Source organism: Lactobacillus johnsonii, assembly GCF_014058685.1.
In the GTDB taxonomy this organism is placed as follows: Bacteria; Bacillota; Bacilli; order Lactobacillales; family Lactobacillaceae; genus Lactobacillus.
The window spans coordinates 1,214,467-1,236,655 of the sequence record NZ_CP059055.1; the positions used below are offsets into that span (position 1 = coordinate 1,214,467).

21 protein-coding genes are annotated in these 22,189 nt (G+C 34.7%); 5 read left to right on the plus strand and 16 right to left on the minus strand.

Features of this window, described 5'->3' with window-relative positions; translation table 11 throughout:
- Positions 1–48 precede the first annotated feature (48 nt).
- The 4 genes from tuf to rpsO all read right to left on the minus strand — a co-directional run bounded on the left by tuf (position 49) and on the right by rpsO (position 4,479).
- The gene (tuf, locus tag H0I41_RS05640) at positions 49–1,239 is read right to left on the minus strand and encodes an elongation factor Tu (RefSeq protein WP_004894320.1); all 1,191 of its coding nucleotides are present in this window, start codon (positions 1,237–1,239) and stop codon (positions 49–51) included.
- Positions 1,240–1,416: 177 nt separating this feature from the next.
- Entirely contained in the window at positions 1,417–2,274 is an 858-nt protein-coding gene (locus H0I41_RS05645) for a hypothetical protein (protein ID WP_135014359.1), read from the minus strand.
- The gene (locus H0I41_RS05650; protein ID WP_011161867.1) at positions 2,274–4,049 is read right to left on the minus strand and encodes a ribonuclease J; all 1,776 of its coding nucleotides are present in this window, start codon (positions 4,047–4,049) and stop codon (positions 2,274–2,276) included. The genes H0I41_RS05645 and H0I41_RS05650 overlap by 1 nt, the downstream gene beginning before the upstream one ends.
- A 160-nt stretch (positions 4,050–4,209) precedes the next feature.
- The gene (gene rpsO / locus H0I41_RS05655; RefSeq protein ID WP_004894315.1) at positions 4,210–4,479 is read right to left on the minus strand and encodes a 30S ribosomal protein S15; all 270 of its coding nucleotides are present in this window, start codon (positions 4,477–4,479) and stop codon (positions 4,210–4,212) included.
- 194 nt (positions 4,480–4,673) lie between these two features.
- Between rpsO and rpsT the strand changes: the two genes are divergently transcribed.
- A complete protein-coding gene (gene rpsT, locus H0I41_RS05660; protein ID WP_011161866.1) occupies positions 4,674–4,931 on the plus strand; it encodes a 30S ribosomal protein S20 in 258 nt (85 codons plus the stop codon).
- 68 nt (positions 4,932–4,999) lie between these two features.
- Here rpsT and holA read toward each other — a convergent pair whose 3' ends face one another.
- The 9 genes from holA to typA form a co-directional block, all read right to left on the minus strand.
- On the minus strand, positions 5,000–5,989 hold the full coding sequence (gene holA, locus H0I41_RS05665; RefSeq protein ID WP_135014358.1) for a DNA polymerase III subunit delta: 990 nt from the start codon (positions 5,987–5,989) through the stop codon (positions 5,000–5,002).
- Entirely contained in the window at positions 5,986–8,268 is a 2,283-nt protein-coding gene (locus tag H0I41_RS05670) for a DNA internalization-related competence protein ComEC/Rec2 (protein ID WP_182094501.1), read from the minus strand. Before H0I41_RS05670 ends, holA begins: the two co-directional genes overlap by 4 nt.
- Complete coding sequence (locus H0I41_RS05675; RefSeq protein ID WP_182094504.1) at positions 8,225–8,911, minus strand: helix-hairpin-helix domain-containing protein; 687 nt, start codon at positions 8,909–8,911, stop codon at positions 8,225–8,227. The genes H0I41_RS05670 and H0I41_RS05675 overlap by 44 nt, the downstream gene beginning before the upstream one ends.
- 57 nt (positions 8,912–8,968) lie before the next feature.
- Positions 8,969–9,979: a SepM family pheromone-processing serine protease gene (locus H0I41_RS05680; RefSeq protein ID WP_135014355.1), complete on the minus strand. Its 1,011-nt coding sequence runs from the start codon at positions 9,977–9,979 to the stop codon at positions 8,969–8,971.
- The gene (coaD, locus tag H0I41_RS05685; protein ID WP_004897556.1) at positions 9,966–10,466 is read right to left on the minus strand and encodes a pantetheine-phosphate adenylyltransferase; all 501 of its coding nucleotides are present in this window, start codon (positions 10,464–10,466) and stop codon (positions 9,966–9,968) included. Before coaD ends, H0I41_RS05680 begins: the two co-directional genes overlap by 14 nt.
- 1 nt (position 10,467) lies before the next feature.
- Positions 10,468–11,016: a 16S rRNA (guanine(966)-N(2))-methyltransferase RsmD gene (gene rsmD / locus H0I41_RS05690; protein WP_135014354.1), complete on the minus strand. Its 549-nt coding sequence runs from the start codon at positions 11,014–11,016 to the stop codon at positions 10,468–10,470.
- Positions 11,013–11,348: a YlbG family protein gene (locus H0I41_RS05695; protein ID WP_012846343.1), complete on the minus strand. Its 336-nt coding sequence runs from the start codon at positions 11,346–11,348 to the stop codon at positions 11,013–11,015. Before H0I41_RS05695 ends, rsmD begins: the two co-directional genes overlap by 4 nt.
- Positions 11,345–12,529, minus strand: a complete 1,185-nt coding sequence (locus H0I41_RS05700; protein WP_011161858.1) for an FtsW/RodA/SpoVE family cell cycle protein — start codon at positions 12,527–12,529, stop codon at positions 11,345–11,347. The genes H0I41_RS05695 and H0I41_RS05700 overlap by 4 nt, the downstream gene beginning before the upstream one ends.
- 113 nt (positions 12,530–12,642) lie before the next feature.
- A complete protein-coding gene (gene typA / locus H0I41_RS05705; RefSeq protein WP_012846345.1) occupies positions 12,643–14,499 on the minus strand; it encodes a translational GTPase TypA in 1,857 nt (618 codons plus the stop codon).
- A gap of 246 nt (positions 14,500–14,745) precedes the next feature.
- Here typA and def point away from each other — a divergent pair, with 246 nt between their 5' ends.
- The 4 genes from def (at position 14,746) to H0I41_RS05725 (ending at position 18,383) form a co-directional block, all read left to right on the plus strand.
- The gene (def, locus tag H0I41_RS05710) at positions 14,746–15,300 is read left to right on the plus strand and encodes a peptide deformylase (RefSeq protein ID WP_004894291.1); all 555 of its coding nucleotides are present in this window, start codon (positions 14,746–14,748) and stop codon (positions 15,298–15,300) included.
- Between the two features lie 185 nt (positions 15,301–15,485).
- Positions 15,486–15,713, plus strand: coding sequence for a DNA-dependent RNA polymerase subunit epsilon (locus H0I41_RS05715; RefSeq protein WP_004894289.1), 228 nt, complete (start codon positions 15,486–15,488; stop codon positions 15,711–15,713).
- Between the two features lie 5 nt (positions 15,714–15,718).
- Positions 15,719–17,398: a ribonuclease J1 gene (gene rnjA / locus H0I41_RS05720; RefSeq protein ID WP_011161856.1), complete on the plus strand. Its 1,680-nt coding sequence runs from the start codon at positions 15,719–15,721 to the stop codon at positions 17,396–17,398.
- 49 nt (positions 17,399–17,447) lie between these two features.
- Complete coding sequence (locus H0I41_RS05725; RefSeq protein WP_014567597.1) at positions 17,448–18,383, plus strand: diacylglycerol/lipid kinase family protein; 936 nt, start codon at positions 17,448–17,450, stop codon at positions 18,381–18,383.
- A gap of 38 nt (positions 18,384–18,421) precedes the next feature.
- On the opposite strand, the gene recD2 is transcribed toward H0I41_RS05725, so the two are convergent.
- The 3 genes from recD2 to H0I41_RS05740 are packed head-to-tail and all read right to left on the minus strand — an operon-like array spanning position 18,422 to position 22,089.
- Positions 18,422–20,797, minus strand: coding sequence for an SF1B family DNA helicase RecD2 (gene recD2 / locus H0I41_RS05730; RefSeq protein WP_135014353.1), 2,376 nt, complete (start codon positions 20,795–20,797; stop codon positions 18,422–18,424).
- A complete protein-coding gene (locus H0I41_RS05735) occupies positions 20,784–21,428 on the minus strand; it encodes a tetratricopeptide repeat protein (RefSeq protein ID WP_011161853.1) in 645 nt (214 codons plus the stop codon). The genes recD2 and H0I41_RS05735 overlap by 14 nt, the downstream gene beginning before the upstream one ends.
- 1 nt (position 21,429) lies before the next feature.
- Positions 21,430–22,089 carry a histidine phosphatase family protein gene (locus H0I41_RS05740; RefSeq protein WP_011161852.1) on the minus strand — a complete coding sequence of 220 codons (660 nt, stop codon included), beginning with the start codon at positions 22,087–22,089 and terminating at the stop codon, positions 21,430–21,432.
- Between the last annotated feature and the right edge of the window lie 100 nt (positions 22,090–22,189).

Below are 22,189 nucleotides of genomic sequence, written 5' to 3' on the forward strand. Positions count from 1 at the left end.
AAAAAAAAGATGTATCCTAAGATACATCTTTTTTAAGAAAGTTTGGAATTAGTCAAGGATTTCAGTAACTTGACCAGCACCAACAGTCTTACCACCTTCACGGATAGTAAACTTAGTACCCTTTTCAATGGCAACTGGCTTGATCAATTCAACAGTGAATTCAACGTTATCACCAGGCATAACCATTTCAGTACCTTCTGGCAATTCAATCTTACCAGTTACGTCAGTAGTGTGGAAGTAGAATTGTGGACGGTAATCTGAGAAGAATGGAGTGTGACGACCACCTTCATCTTTGTTCAAGATATAAACTTGACCCTTGAAGTTCTTGTGGGTTTGAATTGAACCAGGTGCAGCTAAAACTTGACCACGTTCAACTTGATCACGGTCGATACCACGAAGCAATACACCAACGTTATCGCCGGCTTCACCAAGGTCAAGAGTCTTGTGGAACATTTCCAAACCAGTAACAGTTGACTTTTCAATCTTGTCAGTTAAACCAACGATTTCAACTTCATCGCCGACCTTAACAGTACCACGGTCGATACGACCAGAAGCAACAGTACCACGACCAGTGATAGTAAATACGTCTTCAACTGGCATTAAGAATGGCTTGTCAGTATCACGTTCTGGAGTTGGGATGTATTCGTCAACAGTTTCCATTAATTTTCTGATAACGTCTTGTTGTTCTGGGTCACCTTCAAGTGCCTTCAAAGCTGAACCACGGATAACAGGAACATCGTCACCAGGGTAATCGTATTCTGATAACAAGTCACGTACTTCCATTTCAACTAAGTCGATCAATTCTGGATCGTCAACTAAGTCAACCTTGTTTAAGAATACAACGATGTATTGAACACCAACTTGACGAGCAAGTAAGATGTGTTCACGAGTTTGTGGCATAGGACCATCAGTTGCAGCAACAACCAAGATAGCACCATCCATTTGTGCAGCACCAGTAATCATGTTCTTGATGTAGTCAGCGTGACCTGGAGCATCCATGTGAGCGTAGTGACGATTCTTAGTTTCGTATTCTACGTGAGCGGTATTAATAGTAATACCACGTTCCTTTTCTTCTGGAGCAGCATCGATTTGTGAGTAATCTTCAGCTTGTGCCAAACCGTCTTCTGCCAACACAGTAGTAATAGCTGCAGTTAAAGTGGTCTTACCATGGTCAACGTGGCCGATAGTACCAATGTTAACGTGCGGCTTAGTTCTTTCGTAATGTTCTTTTTCTGCCATTAATATGACCCTCCTGTAAATTTGCAAGAAGTCCGTTGAGTAAGTAACGGATAATTCTCTGTTGATTATTATACTACTTTCAAAGGTAAAAGCCTAGCTCGTACCCCTTTGAAAATATCCTTTATTGATTATACTAGATCCACAGAAAATGTAAACCTTTTTTGCTCAATATCGGCACTAAAAATCAGAATTTGTTGCTTTTTCATATGCCAAATATTCATATATTTTATTTAAAAGTTTCTGATTAGCTCTGCCCTTCTTTTGCTCAAGATAATTTCTAAAATCATGAGCAAATTGATCCGGATCTCTAATATAATCATTTAAACGCGGATATAGCATCCCTAAACAAACATTCATCTCACCAATCATTATTGGCAGTTTGCTTGGATCCTGTCTAAAGTAATCCGCTAAGCTAACACAAACTTCACGATAAATTGGACTTTTTTCAAGTAAGTCCGTTTCTTTAGGAATAAATTCTTTTAATTCTCCTAAAATGTAAACTTGAACTTTTTCGCTGTATCCAAGTTTTATTAAATCTTCACATAAGGATAAACGCAAAGCAAAATTAGGAGATGGATCCATTAAAATACTTTTTGCCAAATTAGTAAAGTTTTCTGTACTTAAGCAATATAAAAGTAAATAATCTTTTTCTTGAATATATTTAAGCTGTTTAAAATTTTTCATTATTTCTAACTGCTTAATTTGACTAACCGGTTCAATTTTTACTGGTAGCTTTTTTTGCAGTAAGTACTCAAGCTCAGCCGCTTCAATTGCATAATGCTGAAAAGCTAAAATTTTAAGATAAGTATCATATACTCTTTGATTAGAAAAAAGGTCAGGCTCTTCCTTAATCAAAGAATATGCCTGATCTCCCTTCTCTTGGCTTAAATATATTTCACATAGTTCACAAACAATATCTGAATCATGACCTAACCGTAAAGCTTCAAGTAAATATTGCTTAGCTTGCGGTAAATCATTGTGCTTTTTAGCCTCTTTTGCTAAAAGAAGAAAGTTATCTTGACTTGCATGTGACATTAAGCTTTTGCCTTCTTTTGTTCTGAATCTTTTTTATGATGATTTTTTCTAACTGGACGTTTCTCAGAATTATTTTCTTGATTGTTTCGTCTAGCCATTGCACGGTGTCTATTTTGGTTAACTTCCATTACGACTGGTAAAACAACTGGACGACGTCCTGTTTGCTTGTAAAGATATTTTTCAACATCATTACGAACATCTTGCTTTAATTCAGTCCAATCAAATTTCTTGTGTTCAAAGTTATTGTTTACTGCTTCTTTAATTACATCAGCAGCGCCATTCATCAAGGCATGGTTAGCCTTAATGTATACAAATCCTCTAGTTGAAACACGTGGTTCTGAGATGATCTTCTTTTTCTTTCTATCAATAGTAACTGCAGCAATGAAGACACCGTCATCAGATAGAACTTCCCGATCTCTTAAAACGATGTTTCCAACATCACCGACACCAGAACCGTCAATCATGATATCTTCACCAGGAACAGCATCTGTACGATAGAAACGTCCCTTTTCTAGAGCGTATGCATCCCCATTATGTGGTAAGAAAATATCCTTCTTATTCATACCTGCTTCAATGGCTAAATCTTTATGGATCTCAAGAAGACGGTATTCACCAATAACTGGAATTAAGAACTTAGGCTTAAGTGTATCAATTAACATTTGTAAGTCACGGCCAGTGGCATGTCCACTTGTATGCTTATCTCTACCGAGTTCTTTAACTGTTCCGCCAGCACGATAAATCATATCACTAGTTTGGGCAACCATAGTTTCAACTGAGTGTGAAGGAGTGGTAGCAATGAAAACTAAATCACCCTTCTTAATCTTAATCATACGGTGACGGTTAGTTGCCATCTTTTGAAGCGACTTAAGTGGTTCACCCATCCGACCAGTTTCTAAGATTACTAATTCATTGTCAGGAATCTTCTTTAAGTCCTTACTGTGAACAAGTAATCCTTTAGGTACGTTTAAGTAACCTAATTTCATTGCTGTATAGACAATCTTACCAGCATCTCTACCTGTCAAGAAAACATGTCTTCCAGTGGCAGCCGCTGCTTGGAAAATCTCTTGAACACGGACGATATTTGATGCTTTTGCTGCAGCAATGATTCGACCATCATAATTCTCAAAAATATTGTAAATATATTTTTCAATACTAGTCTGACGATCATTTGGGAAGTTTGCTTCAGCATTAGTGGAGTCACTAAGAAGTGCGAGGACGCCCTTTTGGGCAATTTCAGATAAACGAACAAAGTCAGTTCGATAACCCTTTTTAGCTGATGGATCAAACTTAAAGTCACCAGTATAAACAATTTCTCCTTCTTTAGTAGAAATATCAATTCCTAAAGAATCTGGGATTGAGTGCGTAGTCTTGAAGAAAGAGACATTTGCATTTTTAAATTCAATTTCTGTATCAGCGTCAATAACATGGAATAAGTCATTTTTACGACGTCTATTTTCACGTTGAACAGCAATCTTAGCCAATTCAATAGTTAATTTTGAACCGAAAACTGGAATATCGTGATCTCTTAAAATATATGGTAGAGCACCGATTGAATCAGCATGACCATGAGTTAAAAAGATACCGGCAATTTTATCGGCATAATCTTGGAAAAATTGTAGGTCAGGAATAACAACGTCAATTCCTAATAAAGATGAATCAGGATACTTCAAACCTGCATCCATAATAAAAATTTCGTCTTCTACTTGAACAGCGTACATGTTTTTACCATTTTCACGTGCGCCACCCAAGATCATTATCTTAATCTTTTGTGACATTTTTTTGCTTCTTTCTATATTTACTTAAATTATTTATGGATCTTAATGATCAAAACGAAGTTAATCTAATTAATTTTACCATATAATAGTATGAATTTGAAAGGAACAAAAAAGCTACTCTTTAAGATAAAGAGTAGCTGAGGTTTATGAATTATTAGAATTAACGACGTAAACCTAACTTGTTGATTAATTCACGGTAACGTTGAATATCTTTGTTCTTCAAGTAACGAAGTAAGTTACGACGGTGACCAATCTTCTTAAGCAAACCAACGTATGAGTGGTGGTCTTGCTTGTTAGCCTTTAAGTGGTCGTTCAAGTTGTTGATATCACTAGTTAAAAGTGCAATTTGAACTTCTGGAGAACCAGTATCGCCATCGTGACGTGCGTATTCTTTGATTAATTCATCTTTCTTTTCTTTTGAAATAGCCATTAGAAAAATACCTCTCTTTTAAATAATTGCCATTAACAACGTTAACCGTCGGCGGCGGGAAAACAGCGTCAATGGTTCCAACAGATATTAATATTACATGGAAGTTTTTAAAAAAGCAAGTCCAAATTACCTTGCACCAACGGCTTGTATTAAGTATAATTAACGAGTAAATCTATTTTATCGAGGTGATTTTGATGCCACAAATTAAATCAGCAATTAAACGTGTTAAGACTAATGCTACTGCTAACAAGCGCAACGCTGCTGAATTAAGTAAATTGAGAACTGCTGTAAGAAAATTCAACGAAGCTGTTGAAAATGACGCAAAAGATGTCCTCGATTTAGAAGTTAAAGCTGCACGTGCTTTAGATAAGGCTGCTTCTAAAGGTCTTATTTCTAAGAACAAAGCTAACCGTGATAAGTCACGCTTATCTAAGAAGGCTGCTAACAAGTAATTATTTACTTGACACCTGATATTAGGCAAAATAAAAGCTCGGAGTTTTCCTCCGAGCTTTTTTGTTGTCTAAATTTTTAATAGAAAGAGCTTCAAAAACTCATCCCCATGATAAGTTCCGTTTTTGTAGCCAAAATCAAGTTCAATCGCCTGCTTTAACAACACTGTTAATTTACTTAATGAGACTTTATTTTCAAGGGCTAATTTTACTCGATACGGATTCACTTTTAACTCTTTAGTAATTTGATCTTTACTCCACCGTCTATTCTGCAAAACTTTAACACAAGTCAAAAATTCAAGTTGAGATTCAAAAATAGCTAGTAGCTGAATTGCACTTGCCCCTTCTCGTAAATGATCCTCTAAACGTTGAGTAGCCTCTTGATATTTTTTATCAAAAGCAGCTGTTAATATTTCAAAAATATTTTCTGAAAGAGAACGATCAATATTTTCATTAATTAGTGTTTCCGTGATCCTTTTATCTTCACCAACAATATTTTTTAATTTTACATAGTTACTTAAAGAGACATCTAGAACTTGGTCACTTCTTTGGATCAATATTTGAAGCGCCATATTCGTAATTTGATATCCTTCTTCTTTACTTATGGCCTTAATTATTCCACTAACCTCATAGGGCTTAAACGTAGTTTCAACTACATTAACATGTTCAAGCAAAAGTTTACTAATCTTTTTTCTACGATCGATTTTTTCATAATTAGCCACAAAAACAACTACATCTTCTAAATCACTCAAATGTTCAATGATTTTAGTTAATTTTTCAACTTGTTTTTTAAACTTTTGTGGTACTTTAGCCATTAAAAAGAAAGGATTCTTCACAACCACAACTTTCTGGTTACTGAATAAAGAAGACTCGGTTAAAGTTGCCATTAATTCATCAAGTCCATCTTCAAGGCAGTCTACAATCACTTGATCAAGTTCAGAAAAAGATTTTTGATTGAAGTAGTTGCGAACCAAATAATCATTAAAAAATGAATCTGGTCCTTGAATCAAAAGATTAGCATTCTTAGGATTAGTCTGTTTAAAAAGAGAGATTAATGTCATTTTGTATTTCCTTTATAAAAAGTCGTAATCTTATCACCTTGAAATGGTGAGTAATTCCAAGTAATTGTACCACTATCTTGCGTATTTAAATATGGAATACCTAAGTCTTTCAATGTTTTTAAAGTTTCTTGATGGGGATGTCCAAAACGATTATTGCGTCCTGAAGAAATAAAGACTAGGCATGGATTTAACTGCTTTAAAAAATCTGGATCGGTAGAAGTTTTACTACCATGATGGCCTAATTTAAAGTAATCAACTTGGAAATTATAATGATTTTGTATCTCTTTTTCTCCTTCTCTGCCCAAGTCTCCAGTAAAAAGCCAACGTTTATTTGCTAACTTAAAAGTTATAGATAAAGAATCTTCATTCTTACCTAAGCCCGCTTTAAAAGGATAAAGCACATCAAAGTCGATCCCGCTCTCTCTAACTTTATCGCCTGCAAGAAGTGGCATCAGTTGCACATCATTTAAATGATTACTTATTTTCTTCATAAAAGACTGATTATCAGTCAAACCTCTAGCAAAATATAGATGCTTTACTGGAATTTGATCCAGTAAAGCTTTTAAATCACCGATATGATCTGCATCCTGATGACTTAAAAAGACTCCATCAAGATGATCAATTCCCTGTGCATATAAAAATGGTATAGTGATCCGATTTAACTGCGGCTCACTTTTTCTTTTTCCAAAATTTAGCTTTCCGCCCGTATCTATTAAGTATGTTTTTCTATTTAAGGGGGTCGTAATTAAAATGCTATCTCCTTGTCCTACGTCAATAAAAGAAACTTGTCCCTTAAGTGGAAAATGAATCAAACAGAATAAGCTAGTATATGCCCCAAGCAAAATTACTCTTAATTTTAATTTCTTTACTTTATTCTTAGGAATAATAATCAAAAACAAAGTCACAGCCAATAAAAATATAGTTTGAAACCAATTTATTTGCCCAAAAGTTATTAATCCCACCTGCTTATCAGCAATAAAATTAGTTAAGTCCGCAATGACTTTAAAAATTGGTTCACTTATTCTGACAATATCTGGTAAACACCAAAATATAAAAATCACAATAAAGGTTAAAGGCAAAAGAATAAAATTAAAAATTGGAACAATCAAGAAATTATAAATGATAGTTAGAAAGTTAATCCGATAAAAATTATGTAATAGAATTGGCGTAATTAATAAATTGAGAACTATATTTTGTTTAATTTTTTTAAAATCTTTGCTTATTTCTAATCCAAAGACTAACAAATAACTTAAAATCGCCCCACTATTTAAAAATAATAGCGGATTAAATAGGAGATGAGTTAACGCTACTATTCCTAATTTATCTCCGCTACTAATCATAATCTTTTTTCTTTTAAAGAATACATTCCAAAAGTAGCTTAAACTTGCTCGCACAAAACCAGCCTGAAAATTAGAAAGTAAGATTTCAATTATTAAAAAAAGAACACAAAAAATCGTTAATTCTTCTTCTGTTCTTTTCATAATTGTTCCAAGCCACATGATCCCTAGAATATATAAACTTACGTGTAGCCCAGAGATACTTAACAAATGGATAATTCCTAAGTCACGATAACTATTGAGTAAAACCTTATTTTCTGGACTAGGATTTTGTGCTAGAACCATTTCACTGGCAAAAAATCTTGTAAACTGGGGCATTTTTTCAAAATAATCGATCAGCCACTTACGTAAAATATGGATCCAATCAAAAATAGTAATTTTCTTAGGATAAAGCTCATAGCTTTCAAGTTTCACTCTCTCCCTTATTTTTTTACTACGATAATACTTTTGGTAGTCAAATTCACCTGGGTTAGTTGCTGGCATAATTTGTTCTACTTTTGCCTTGTAGTTTACTAAATAACATCCCCCAAAGCGATTTAATTCTTTTTCAAGTGACTTGTTTATACTTCCACTAATTAAAACTTTATTCTTTCCAATTCTTCCCTCCCCATAGAAAAATTGGTCACTCACCTTCACCTGATCACTATATATTTGAATTGGTTCTCCAATTTTCGTTTCACTTGTTTGCTGATTAAGTAAAGTTATAAGAGATATTATTCCTAAAAACAAAACCAGTAATTGTCGATACTGAGGAAATTTATAAACGAGCAAGAAGCAGAAAAAAAGCAAAAAAATTACAGCTACAACTCTTTGAGCAAAAGAAGTAGCTTGCAAAATTAGAAAAGTAACTGAAATACATCCCAAACTAAGTAATAAATAGAATCCGGGAGCATAAAAACTAGAGAGCCAATTGATCTTTAAGCTTTTCAAAAGTCTTTTCACCAATTCCTGTCACTTTAGTTAAATCTTCAATTTGTTTGAAACCTCCATTTTGATCGCGATACGCAATAATTTGTTCTGCTTTCTTCTGACCCACTCCGTTTAATTTTTGTAAATCTTCAACTGTTGCAGAATTTAAATGGACCTGCTCAGAATTTGAACTAGCAGAATCTGAAGCAGATGAGTTAGTAGTTGTTGTATTTCCGACTGCTGGTACATTCTCTATTTTTTCACCAATGTGGGGGACATAAATTTGATCTTGATCTTTTAAAAGAGCTGCTCGATTTATTGCTCTTGTCTCTGCCTTATCGGTTAAGCCGCCACATACTTTTAATAAATCATTTAAGCGTGCCCCATTTTTTAAGGTATAAACTCCACTATGTTTAACAGCTCCAGCAATATCTACAGTTACAATATTTTGTTTAGATGGACTATTAACGCCAGTAGCAGAAGGAGTATTATTACTTTTATTTTTAGAAAAATCTGTTGATTGGTTCTTATTATTTTCACTTAAAACTTGATTATTATTAACTACCGGCTGATTATTTTTTTGAATAAAATATCCACCAATTAAAATCGTCGCAATAATTCCAATTACTAGTCCTTTCTTTCCTAAGATGAAGTCTTTTATTTTTTCAAAATCCATTTTTATCACCTCATTATTTATTACGAAAAAAAGCAGCAATTTTTTTGCTGCTTTTTCTTATTTTTCTAAATAATTTAGTGCATCTTCAAATCGAGCTACGGGTACAATCTTCATTTTAGTATGAATTTTCTTAGCAGTTTTTACCGCTTCTGCATAGTTCGTTTCACTCTTTTTAACTCCCGATGGTTGATCAGTTGGAGCAAAGAAGACTTTCATTCCCTGTCGACTAGCTGCTATTACTTTCTTATCAACGCCGCCAATCATTCCTACTTTTCCTTGATCATCAATCGTCCCAGTCCCTGCTATCTTTTTAGAACTAAGTTTTTTTCCGGTAAATAATTGATAACATTCGAGCGTAAACATTAATCCAGCTGAAGGGCCGCCAATATCTTCCGCATCAATTTTTACTGCAGGCTTTGTTACTACCCGCGTATGATCTACAAGTTGAATACCGATTCCGTAACGGTTAGTTCCAGAAAGTTTTACCGTTTCACCGGAGAAAGTTAGGTGTTTTTTTCCTCTAATAACTTCAATTCTTACCTTACTCTTCTTTAAAGAAGAAACATATTTAATTAATTCTTGACTAGAATTGAATTTCTTACTATTTACGCTAACTAATACGTCTCCTACCTTCAACTTATTTTTAAAAGTTGAATTACTCATTATTTCCATTACGTAAACGCCTAAGAACTCTTGACGATGCGGAACATTTGCCTTCTTAGCCGCATAGTAAATAGCATTATTTTGACTAGTTTCCATGTAATACTGCTGCATTTGGTTATATTCTGCACTAGTCGATGTTCCCATTAATTCATCCTTTGAGTAGCGACTATCTGCTGGCCTCAAAAAACTTGTCAAATAATCAATCATTACCGCCGGTCGTTCGCTTACAGTTACCAAATAAAAATTAGGATTAGCCTTTCTAGTACTTTTTACATATTTACTAATCTGAAAAGCTTCACCAGGAGCTTCAATATAATATTGCGTTGGCCACAGACAAAATACAACTGCTATTAAAAATGCTGCTATTCCTAGCAGCCAAAACTTTAATTTTCTATTTTTTTTCATTATTTCTATTCCTCAATTTTTCTTCCAATGCAGCTGCGACTGGTTTTGGAACTAAGGTTGAAACATCCCCACCAAAAAATACAGTTTCTTTAATCATACTAGAAGAAATAAAGCTATCTTCTGGGCGAGTAAACAATAAAACTGTATTTAAATCTGGATCTAAGGTCTTGTTGATTCCAGCTATATCACGCTCGTAGTTAAAATCGGCTGTATTTCGCAATCCACGAACAATTGCGCCTGCACCAAGTTCATGTGCTACTTCCACGGTCAACTCAGCTGGTCGAGCAATAACTTCAACTTTTTCGTTGTTTTCAAAAACTTTTCTCGCCAATTCTAAACGTTCTTTTTCATTAAAAAGATACTTTTTACTAGTATTGGTCATAATTACTACATATAATTTTTCAAACATATGAGATGCACCTTCAATCACCTCAACATGTCCATTAGTTATTGGGTCAAAACTTCCGGGAAAAATCGCCTTTATCATTTTAATCTCTTTCGTAAACCTTTACCTTTGTTCGTCCTAACTGATGATCCTTAATAATTGAAAAGCCAGAAACCTCTGGTAATTCATCATGTTCATCTGTCTCCGCTACAACAAGCGCCTTCTCATTTAATAGGTTATTCTCAAGCAATTTCGTCATAATCTTTACAATTTTTTGTTTAGCATAAGGTGGGTCAAGAAAAATAAGATCAAATTTCTTACCCTCATCCTGCAAAATTTTAATTGCGCGATTATCACTACACTTTAAGACTCTGAATCTTTCTTCTTCCTTGGTGAGTTCAACATTTTTTTTGATAACCTGGCATGCCTGACAACTAATATCTACTAAAACAGCCTCATCATAGCCACGAGAAACAGCTTCAATTCCTAAGGCACCACTGCCGGCATATAGATCGAGTACTTGACCGCCATCAAAAAATTGCCCCAAAGAATTAAATAAAGACCCTTTTACCTTATCGCTAGTTGGTCGAGTGGCATTACTCTTCAATGTATGCAAATTACGCTTAGCATATTTTCCTGCAATAATTCTCAAACTCGTAAATCCTCGTTTTCTTCTCGTAATTTTTCTGCTTCTTCTTTTAGTTCCCGCATCATTTTTTCCTCGTGTTCAGCAGAGAAATCAAGCTCATCAGTTTTTGATGTTTCCACAGACTGTACATAACTTTTGCTTCTGAGCTCTGCAATTGTCTTAGCTGCGTATTGTGAACTGACATATAAAATCACATACTTATTTTTACGTGAAAAATAAATAATATTACCAAATCTACGCAACTTATACTGATCGCTAATTTGATTCAGCCAAACAATTATCTGCGTACGGGGAGTCATTTTTTCATTTGACTCATCCTTAAAAACCAAACTCAAAGTACACTCCTACTTTCTACTAATGCTTTCTTTTCAGCAGCTGAAATATTTAAGACTAAACCTAAAGCAGCAGTTAGCACAATCATTGATGATCCCCCATAAGAAATAAATGGTAAGGTTACCCCAGTAATTGGCAATAATCCTAAAACTGCTCCTACATTAAAGAGCGTTTCTGTAAAAATCATGGTTACAACCCCGAAACAAACTAAAGCATTAAATTGTGAATCGGCATGAATTCCTACTTCCATAATGCGCCACATTAAAAAGAATAATAAGGTAATAATCACAATGGCGCCAATTACTCCTAACTCTTCAGCGGTAATAGATAAAATGAAATCAGTATATGGTTCAGGTAAGTAGCCTCTCTTTTGCATACTATTACCTAATCCAACACCAAACAAACCACCATTATGAATTGCATAATAGGAGTTTACCAGCTGTGCACCACCTGTTTTTTCTAGCTTAAAGGGATGGGCAAAAGCGAGCAAGCGCTGAAATTGATAGGAATCTTTGATGAATCCTGGGGTCCAAAACAATAAAATTGCCATCAATAAAACAATTCCTAGTAGTAACCCTACTAACCAATAAACAGCTAATCTTGTGGGAATTCCTGAGACACTATACATGACAAAAACAATCATAAATAGAATGGCTGAACCACCAAAGTCAGGCTCTAAAATTACCAAACCAATCATCAAGAATGAAATTACAGTTGGCCCAAATAAATTATGCCAAATTTGTCCCGGAACAAACTTTCCATCTCGTCTCGACAAGACAAAAGCCAAATAAAGAACTAGAGATAATTTAGCTACTTCCACTGGCTGAATATTAATAAATCCTAAATTAATCCAACCAACAGCACCATTAACAGCAGCTTTTCCATGACTAACAATTTTAAGAACGATTAAAAACATTAACATCAAAAATGAAATTCCTAAGTAGGACATAACAAATTTTCTGTTTTTGAATACTCTTAATTTTAAAGCAAAACAAGGAATTCCAAAGGCTATAAATGCTGCCAAGAAATATATAATCTGTCTTTTCATATATACACTCGGTGAAAAACCATTTACTAATAAAATGTCCGAGCTTGCTGAATAGACCATAATAACCCCGATAGTTGACAAAACAAGATATGGGATCAAGATGCTATAGTCTAAGTATCTTAGTTTTTGTCGCACAATATATCTGCCCCTTTAGTTAAATAATCTTTCTTATTATATCACTACCTCTGCATAACAAAAAAAGTAGCTCAATAAATTGAGCTACTTTTAAAAATTAAATAAGAAATAAACTATTTGTTACGTTTCTTATCTGCCTTTTTTCTTTCGTTAGTGTTTAAGATCTTCTTACGTAAACGAATACTTTCTGGAGTTACCTCACAGTATTCATCATCGTTCAAGAATTCAATAGCTTCTTCCAAAGTCATAGTCTTAGGAGTCTTAATTGAAGCTGAGTGGTCCTTACCTGCAGCACGGGTGTTAGTTAAGTTCTTACCCTTAGTTACGTTAACAGCAATATCACGTTCACGTGATGATTGACCAACTATCATACCTTCGTAAACTTCAACACCAGCACCGATGAATAATTCACCACGTTGTTCAACTGATTGAAGTGAGTAAGTTGTTGATTGACCTTGATTGATTGAAACTAAGGCACCGTTACGACGACCTGGTTCCCAGTTCTTAACAACAGGCTTGTATGAATCAAAAGTATGGTTCATAATTCCGTAACCAGCAGTTTGGGACATGAATTCATTGTTGTAACCAATCAAACCACGTGATGGTACTAAGAATTCAAGTCTAGTTTGGCCGTTACCAGTAGATTCCATATTCTTCATTTCACCTTTTCTTTGTGAAAGAGAGTCAATAACAGAACCTACATAAGCATCTGGAGTATCTACTTGAACTGCTTCAAATGGTTCACACATTTGTCCATCAACTTCACGGTAAATAACTTTAGGACGTGAAAGTTGTAATTCGAATCCTTCACGACGAAGTTCTTCAACTAAAATTGACAAGTGTAATTCACCACGACCAGAAACAGTCCAGGCATTTAATTGGTCAGTTGGTTCAACCTTTAAAGAAACATCAGTACGAGTTTGACGAATTAAACGGTCTTCAAGTTTCTTAGGTGTAACTTGATCACCTTCACGACCAGCAAATGGTGAATCGTTTGCAACAAAGTCCATTTGAAGAGTTGGTGGATCAATCTTAAGAAGTGGTAATGCTTCAGGCTTGTCAGCAGAAGCAATAGTTTCACCAACATAAATATCATTAATACCAGAAATAGCAATGATATCGCCGGCTTTTGCTTCTTGAATTTCGTTACGCTTCAAACCGAAGTAACCAAATAATTTAGTAACACGGAAGTTTTGAGTTGAACCGTCACGTTTCATAACAGTAATGTTGTCACCAACTTTAACTTTTCCGCGGTAAATACGTCCTACACCGATACGACCTACGTAGTCATCCCAATCAAGCATAGTGATTTGGAATTGTAATGGTTCATCAGAATTATCAACTGGAGCAGGAATGTTCTTAACAATAGTATCAAAAATAGGATCCATTGTTTCTTCTTGCTTAGCTGGGTCTGATTCGTATGAAGAAGTACCGTTTAAAGCAGATGCGTAAACAACTGGGAAATCAAGTTGTTCATCACTAGCACCTAATTCGATGAATAATTCAAGAACTTCATCCAATACTTCCTTTGGACGAGCACCTGGACGGTCAATCTTATTAATAACTACGATTGGCTTAACACCAGCTTCCAAAGCCTTCTTAAGCACAAAACGAGTTTGTGGCATAGTACCTTCGTAAGCATCAACAAGCAATAAACATCCGTCAACCATGTGCATGATACGTTCTACTTCACCACCGAAGTCAGCGTGTCCTGGTGTATCCAAGATGTTAATAGTAGTATCACCGTACTTAACAGCAGTGTTCTTAGATAAGATAGTAATACCACGTTCACGTTCAATAGCATTGGAGTCCATAGCACGATCTTCTAGATTCATGTGCTCTGGCAATGTATCTGATTGTTTTAACAATTGGTTAACCAAAGTAGTCTTACCGTGGTCAACGTGTGCGATAATGGCAATATTTCTAATATCGTCTCTTCTTTGCAAAAGAAATTCCTCCCCGAACTTCATAAAAAAACTGTGACTCCAGTCACAGCCCTTTTACGCAAAAATAATAATGCAGTTATTGAAGCTTTATATCTCTATAGTTTCGTTTTACAATTCTACTCTAAAAATATAATGTCGTCAACGGAAGTACAAGCTGTGAACTGTTTATTTTTAACAAAAATATTATACCAAAAACTTCGGTCGTTGCCGTCTTTTCTTTCAATTGTTATTATAGTTTATAGCAAATTATTTAATTAAGGAGATATAATTTTGATTTTAATGCATGATATTACGCGCGATGGCAATCCAGTTTTAAGACAAGTTGCTAAGCCTTTAACTTTTCCATTATCCGATGAATACAAAAAATTAGCTGACGACATGATGCAATACTTAATCAACTCCCAAGATCCTAAGATTGCTGAAAAGCATCAATTAAGAGCTGGTGTTGGTTTGGCTGCTCCACAAGTTGGTGAAAGTGTTCAAATGGCTGCTCTTTTAGTTCCAAACGACAAAGGTGAAATCATCTTTAAGGAAGTTTTTGTTAATCCTAAAATTCTTTCTGAATCAGTTAGAAGAACTTGTCTTGCTGAAGGTGAAGGCTGTTTAAGTGTAGACAAAGACATTGAAGGATATGTTCCTCGTCCTGATAAATTAAAAATTCGTTACTATACAGTAGATGGTGAAGAAAAAACTATTCGCTTAAAAGACTATCCAGCAATCGTTGCTTCCCACGAAATTGATCACTTAAATGGTCATTTATTCTATGATCGCATCAATAAGCAAAATCCTTTTGAATTAGCAGAAGATACAATCGTAATTTCTTAAAATTAAACTTTTAATTTTCTACTAGGCGTTAGAGCAAGATGTTCTATCGCCTTTTTCCATACTATATATGAAGTAAATTGGTATACTTAAAAGCAAGTTTATGATAAAATTTTAATAGCTATGAATTTCTGCAAGTTTATGCAGAAGTTTTTTTGAACGTTTTAAATATAAGGAGATTATAAGAAATGATCTACAAAGTTTTATACCAAAAAGACCAGATCGTTAATCCAAGAAGAGAAACTACTAAGACTCTTTTTTTAGAAGCAGATAATGTAGTTGCAGCAAGAACTATGGTTGAGGATAATACCCCCTACAACATTGAACTCATCCAAGAATTAACTGGAAACTCCCTTGCTTACGAAAAGCAAAGCCCAGATTTCAAACTGACAACTTTTGATTCTAAGGATAACTAACGACCTTGAAATTAAAGAATAACGAAGTCGGCGTTTACGCTATAGGGGGTCTAGGCGAAATCGGCCGTAATATGTACTGCGTTGAGTACCAAGATGAAATTATCATCATGGACTGCGGTATCAAATTCCCTGAAGACGATATGATGGGAATTAATTATGTTATCTCAGACTATTCCTACTTAGTTAAGAATAGAAAAAAAATCAAAGCATTAGTTGTTACGCACGGACATGAAGACCATATCGGGGGAATTCCTTACCTTTTAAAGAAAATTCCTGAAATTCCTGTCTATGCTACTCCATTTGCTTTAGCCTTAATTCGAGGAAAACTTGATGAACATGGAATTTTAAACTCTAGTGAACTTCATGAAGAACATGAAGATACTGTTTTAAAATTTGATAAGTTATCAGTAAGTTTCTTCAGAACAACTCACTCAATTCCTGATACTCTAGGAATTGCAGTTCATACTCCTGAAGGAGCCGTTCTATTTACTGGAGACTTTAAATTTGACTTAACTCCAGTTATGAATCAACCAGCTCCTGATTTCCAAGAGATGGCTAAACTCGGAAAAGAAGGCGTCTTAGCACTTTTATCTGACTCCACTAATGCAGAGGTTCCTACATTTACAAAGTCAGAAAGATTTGTTGCTCATTCATTACACGACATCATTACTGGAATTAAAGGCAGAATTATTTTTGCCACTTTTGCTTCCAATCTTTACCGTGTATCAACTGCGATCAAAGCTGCTGTTGATACCGGAAGAAAAGTAGCTATCTTTGGTCGTTCAATGGAAAATGGGGTTCAAAATGGTATTGATCTTGGCTACTTAGATATTCCTGAAGGAACCTTAGTTGATGCTAATGAAATTAACCATACTCCACCTGAAAAGGCAATGATCTTATGTACTGGTTCTCAAGGTGAACCTCTTGCTGCTCTTTCAAGAATTGCAGATGGAACTCACCGTCAGATTTCACTACAACCAGGCGACACAGTCATCTTTTCTTCTAATCCAATTCCAGGTAACACTACTAGCGTTAACCACCTAATTAATAAGTTAACTGAAGCTGGTGCTAATGTTGTTCATGGTAAGATTCATAATGTCCATACTTCTGGACACGCTGGACAAGAAGAACAAAAAATGATGATTGAGTTAACTAAACCTGAATACTTCATTCCAGTTCATGGTGAATATAGAATGCAAGTAGTTCATACGGAAACTGCTCAATCTACTGGTATGCCTAAAGATCATACTTTTGTTCTTAAAAATGGGGATGTCCTTGCTTTGACGAGAGATTCTTCTAGAATTGCTGGTCACATTAATATACCAGATGTCTTTGTTGATACTTCTGGTAGCGATGATGTTGGTAATATCGTTGTTCGTGACCGCCAAATCTTGGCTGAGGAAGGGCTTGTAGTAGTAGTAGCAACTGTTGACTACAAACACCAACGCGTTCTTGCAGGTCCAGACATTTTGAGTCGTGGTTTTGTCTACATGCGTGAATCAACAGAATTGATTAGTCAAGCTCAGAAACATGTCTACCATGTTCTTAAGACAGAAATGGCGAAAGATCCACAACCAAAAGAAAATGAAATTAGAAAGGCAATTATTGAGAATCTTCAAGATTTCCTATATTCAAAGACTGAAAGAAGACCAATGATTCTGCCAATGCTAATTGAAAAGAAATAAAGTAAGCCCCATCTCGGGGCTTATTTTTATATTACATAGGCAAAAAATAATGAAAAAGATTCATTTACTGGTAAATCTAAAATCAGGGAGCAATAGAGGCGAAAAAGCTCTCAAGCAAATTGAAACTGTACTTAAAAATGAAAAAATGGACTATGACATTCATATCTCCAATTATCCGGGACAATTGGTTCCAATTGCAACCAAGGTAGCCAATGAGATTAGTTCTAGAAATGAATATGTTATTGTAGTCGGTGGCGATGGTTCTCTAAACCAAGCTTTAAATGGTGTTAAAAATTCAGAGCAGCCTAACACTCCCCTTGCCTACTTCCCAGCAGGCACTGGAAATGATTTTGCTAGAGCAGCTAAACTTGAAACAGATCCTCTAAAATTGATTAGACATCTAAAAAATAATCCGACCGTTACTAAAGTAGATTGCGGAAAATACCATGATCTAATTAACGGTGAGACAAGATACTTTGTTAACAATTTAGGAATTGGTTTTGATGCTTATGTAGTTAATAAAACGAACCACTCAAAACTAAAAACTAAATTTAATAAAATTAATATAGGTAACTTAACTTACGGAATTAATATTGTTCAAGCGCTCAAGGGACAAGACAATTTTAAGGTCAGAGTTTCAACCAATGGTCATACCTCTTACTATGAACACGCCTATTTAGTTACTACTACTAACCATCCCTACTTCGGTGGCGGCGTACCAATCTTACCGATTGCTAGCATTCACAATCATCACTTAGATATTGCAATTGTAGAAAAGCCAAACTTAGTAAAATTTATTTATCTATTTTCTAAGTTGCTAATTAATGGATCACACATGAAAAGTAACCAATTTCATTATTTTGAATCATCTGCAATTGAAGTTAAAACTGATGATCCTGAGTATGGTCAGTTAGATGGAGAAGAATTATCAAAAAGAAAGTTTCATCTAAAATTTGAAGTGGATCATTTTGATCTTTTGCAATAAACGACAAATAGCCAGCTCATAATGAGCTGGCTATTTTGCTATCTTTTTTCTTCTAATCTAATATCTTCCATTCCAATCATTGGATCAATCTGTCCAGAATAAATTAGCTCAGGAGTCAAAATATAATTTTCTGGCTCAACATTTTCTTCTTTAAGTTCAGCTTTGTTTTTTTCTTGTTCCGCATTTACATTTGAAGTATTTTCAACTTCTTTTAGACCTAACTCATGCCTAATTTTAGCTGCTAACTCAGTCTTACGGTCATTACCTGGAGTACGCAATGCCATAATATACGCCTTTTTTTCTCCTACCATAACTAAATTCTTCTCAGCACGAGTAATGGCGGTATATAACAAATTCCGCCTCAACATCATATAATTTTGCATCGTAAGATTTAAAATTACTAACGGAAATTCTGATCCTTGGGACTTATGGATGGTAATGGCATACGCACGGGTAATATCATTTAAGTCTTTAATACCAAATTCTATTTCACGACCGTCAAAATCAGCAATTAATATTTTGGCTTTATCATCAGGATTAAGGCCAATAATTTTACCAATTTGACCATTATAAATATCTTTTTCTGGATTATTTTGTAATTGTAGGATTCGGTCCCCGATTCTAAAACTTTCATTGTGAGCTTCAATTACTTTAGTTTTTGCTGATAGTGGATTCATCACATCCTGCAAAATATCATTCAAGTGAGTAATTCCACCTTGACCGTTGTACATCGCTCCCAGAACTTGAATATCATCCTTTTTGAAACCACGTTTAATAGCCAAATTTACGATTTGATCGATTGCATCCCCCACCAAGCTTGGTTGACATGGAATAAAGGAGTAATTTTTAGTTTTATTAAAAATAGTCTCTTCTGCTTCTTCATCATTAATTGCATGGGCCAACTTAATAATTGAGGAGTCTTCTCCCTGTCTATGAATTACTTGCAACTTTGTAGTTGGAAATGCCCCTGAACTTATTAAATCGCTGAAAATATTACCCGCTCCAACTGAAGGAAGCTGATCTTTGTCCCCCACAAAAACTATCCTCTTTGTTGAATTAATACCGGATAAAAGCTGTTTAAAGAGAAACATATCAACCATCGACATTTCATCAATAATTAAGATCTCACCGTTTAATTCGTTTACATCAGTCGCTTCATTTTCACCGATGCCTAACCCTAATAAACGGTGAATGGTTTTCGCTGAAATATCTGTAACCTCACTCATTCGCTTGGCAGCTCGACCCGTTGGTGCAGCAAGTAAAAATGGTGGATCATCGCTATACAAAGCTGCACTTGGAATTTCCGCAAGTTCCTTTAAACACATTAAAATTCCATTAATAATTGTCGTTTTACCAGTACCAGGACCACCAGTAAGAATTGAAATTGGATTATTTAACGCATTTTTAATTGCATTTTTTTGAGTATCATCATATTCAATTTCAAGTGTTTCTTCGACATGCTTTATTGCTTTTTCAATATCGCTATCATCAAATTCTTCTTTTTCGACTTGATTATTAACTACATGTTTTAATTCAGTGGCTATATCAAGTTCAGTTTGAAAAATTGTCTGCAAAGCTGCCTTATTACCTGAAACAACAACTTTTCCTTGCCTTTGAAGTTCATTAACACTATTAGCAAGCTCATCATAAGAGGTAGATTGAACTAAATCATAAGCCTGTGTTAATAATTCATCAAGTGCAACATAAGTATCTCCCAAGGTATTAAGAGCAGTCTGTAAAATACTTAGAAGTGCTCCCCTAACTCTTCTAGGATCATTTAGTTCTATTCCGAGCGCGTGTCCCATATTATCCGCAGTTTTAAACCCAAAGCCGCGAACTTCACCAAGGGCTTGATAAGGATCTTCCTCTAGTTTCTTCAAGGAATCACCATGATACACTTTATAAATATTACCGGCTACTTTTTTATTAATCCCATATCTAGCCAGCTTAATCACAATCTCTGAAAAAGAATCCATCTGATTAATTCCAGATAATAAGCTATCCTTTTGCTTTTGGGTCAAATCAAGATTGTCAATTTCAGTTGGATTTGACTTAATCAAATCTAACGCATTTGTTCCTAAACTATCAATGATCTTTTCAGCAGCCCTCTTACCGATCCCAGGAAACTTATCAGAACTAAGGTATTTAGCTAAACTACCCTCTTCATGAGGCAAAACTGGTTCATAAGACCTTATACGAAATTGTTTACCAAATTTTTCGTGCACGACAATATTACCGGTAAATTTATAAGTTGATCCAATTTGGATATCCCCAAAATTTCCAGTTACTCGGATATTATCACGATCGTAATCAGGTAATTTACTGATTAAATCTACATCAATAATCTTGAAAAGATCTTGATTGTTTTCAAAAACAATTCCATTTATTCGTCCAGTAAAACTAGTTTCTGCCATTTTTACCTCTAATCAATTTTGCTACCGCATTATATTGCTTTTGTGCTTGAGCAAAATATTTGGGATCTTGATTTTTTGATAATTTAAAATATTTTTCTGCTTCATCAGGATTAGTATCAAATAAAGTTAACCCCAATAAAAAATTAACTTTTGCATTTCTTTGGTCTTCTGAAATTTTATTATAAGTTTGATTTGCAGATTTTAAATCACCCAAACTAAGCCAAATATCACCAATTAATTCTAAAGTTCGCTCATCCTGATTCTTTAAAGTTAAGGCATAGGCTAGTGCCTTTTGATACTGCCCTAATTTCATAAAGATCAAAGCTTTTTGATACATTGTCTCTTCATCATCTGCAATGGAGTTAAGCAACGTAAGCGACTTGGCAAAATCTCCTTGCATGTAGTAGCAGACAGCAATGTTATAGGTTAGATCTTCAGGATGCTTAACAAGGCCACGAGCTTTTTCTAACAGTTCTAGCGCCTGATCAGCAGCATTTTGTTCAATTAAATAAGTTGAAAGCTGCAAATAATTCTCAATATCCTGGGGATGTTTGTTTATCTTTTCAATTAATAAATGTATAGCTTTATCTACGTTGCCAGTATCATATAAGTTGGCTATCTTTTTATCCATTTTAAATTGTATCCCTACTAGTAATTTTTCGATCTAGGTAGCTTGTTTCATTCCACGCTACTTCATCAAAAGTCTTTCCATTATCTTCCGTATCAAGAATTGTAAGACTTGTATTAGTTAAGCCGCCACGCTTTCTAATATCGGCAATATCGTACCCCTCTAGAGTTCTAATTAAGGCACACAAAGCAGCTCCATGACTTACTAATAATACTTTATCATCCTTGTTAGGATATCTTTTTACAATATCAGCAATCAATTTCTTTCCACGTTTTATCATATGGTCAAAATTTTCACCATGGAAAGTTGATGGATCATAACGATCAGGAAAATACCGAAATGCTTTTATTTGATCTGGATATTTACTTTCAGCATCAACAAATTTCATTCCTTCCAGATCCCCTAAATTGAACTCCTTTAAACGGTCGTCAATAATGACTGGGACAGTAATTCCCATATCATCTCTAAGCATTACTGCAGTTGTTAATGCGCGCTGTAAAGGACTAGAATAAAAAGCTCTAAACTTTGTTCCTTTTAAGTATCCAGCTAATTTTTTGATATCTTCGTAACTTTCAGGCAAAAGAGGTGAATTACCACTACCACCTTGATAGCGTCCTTCTAAGTTCCATTTTGTTTTTCCATGTCTTACAAAATATAATTGCATAATTTGCTTTTCCCTCCACTTTTATTACTATTATAAGTTTTAAGAGGAGAAAATAACAGTTTATAAAAATAAAAAAGAAGCCTCAAAAGAGACTTCTTCT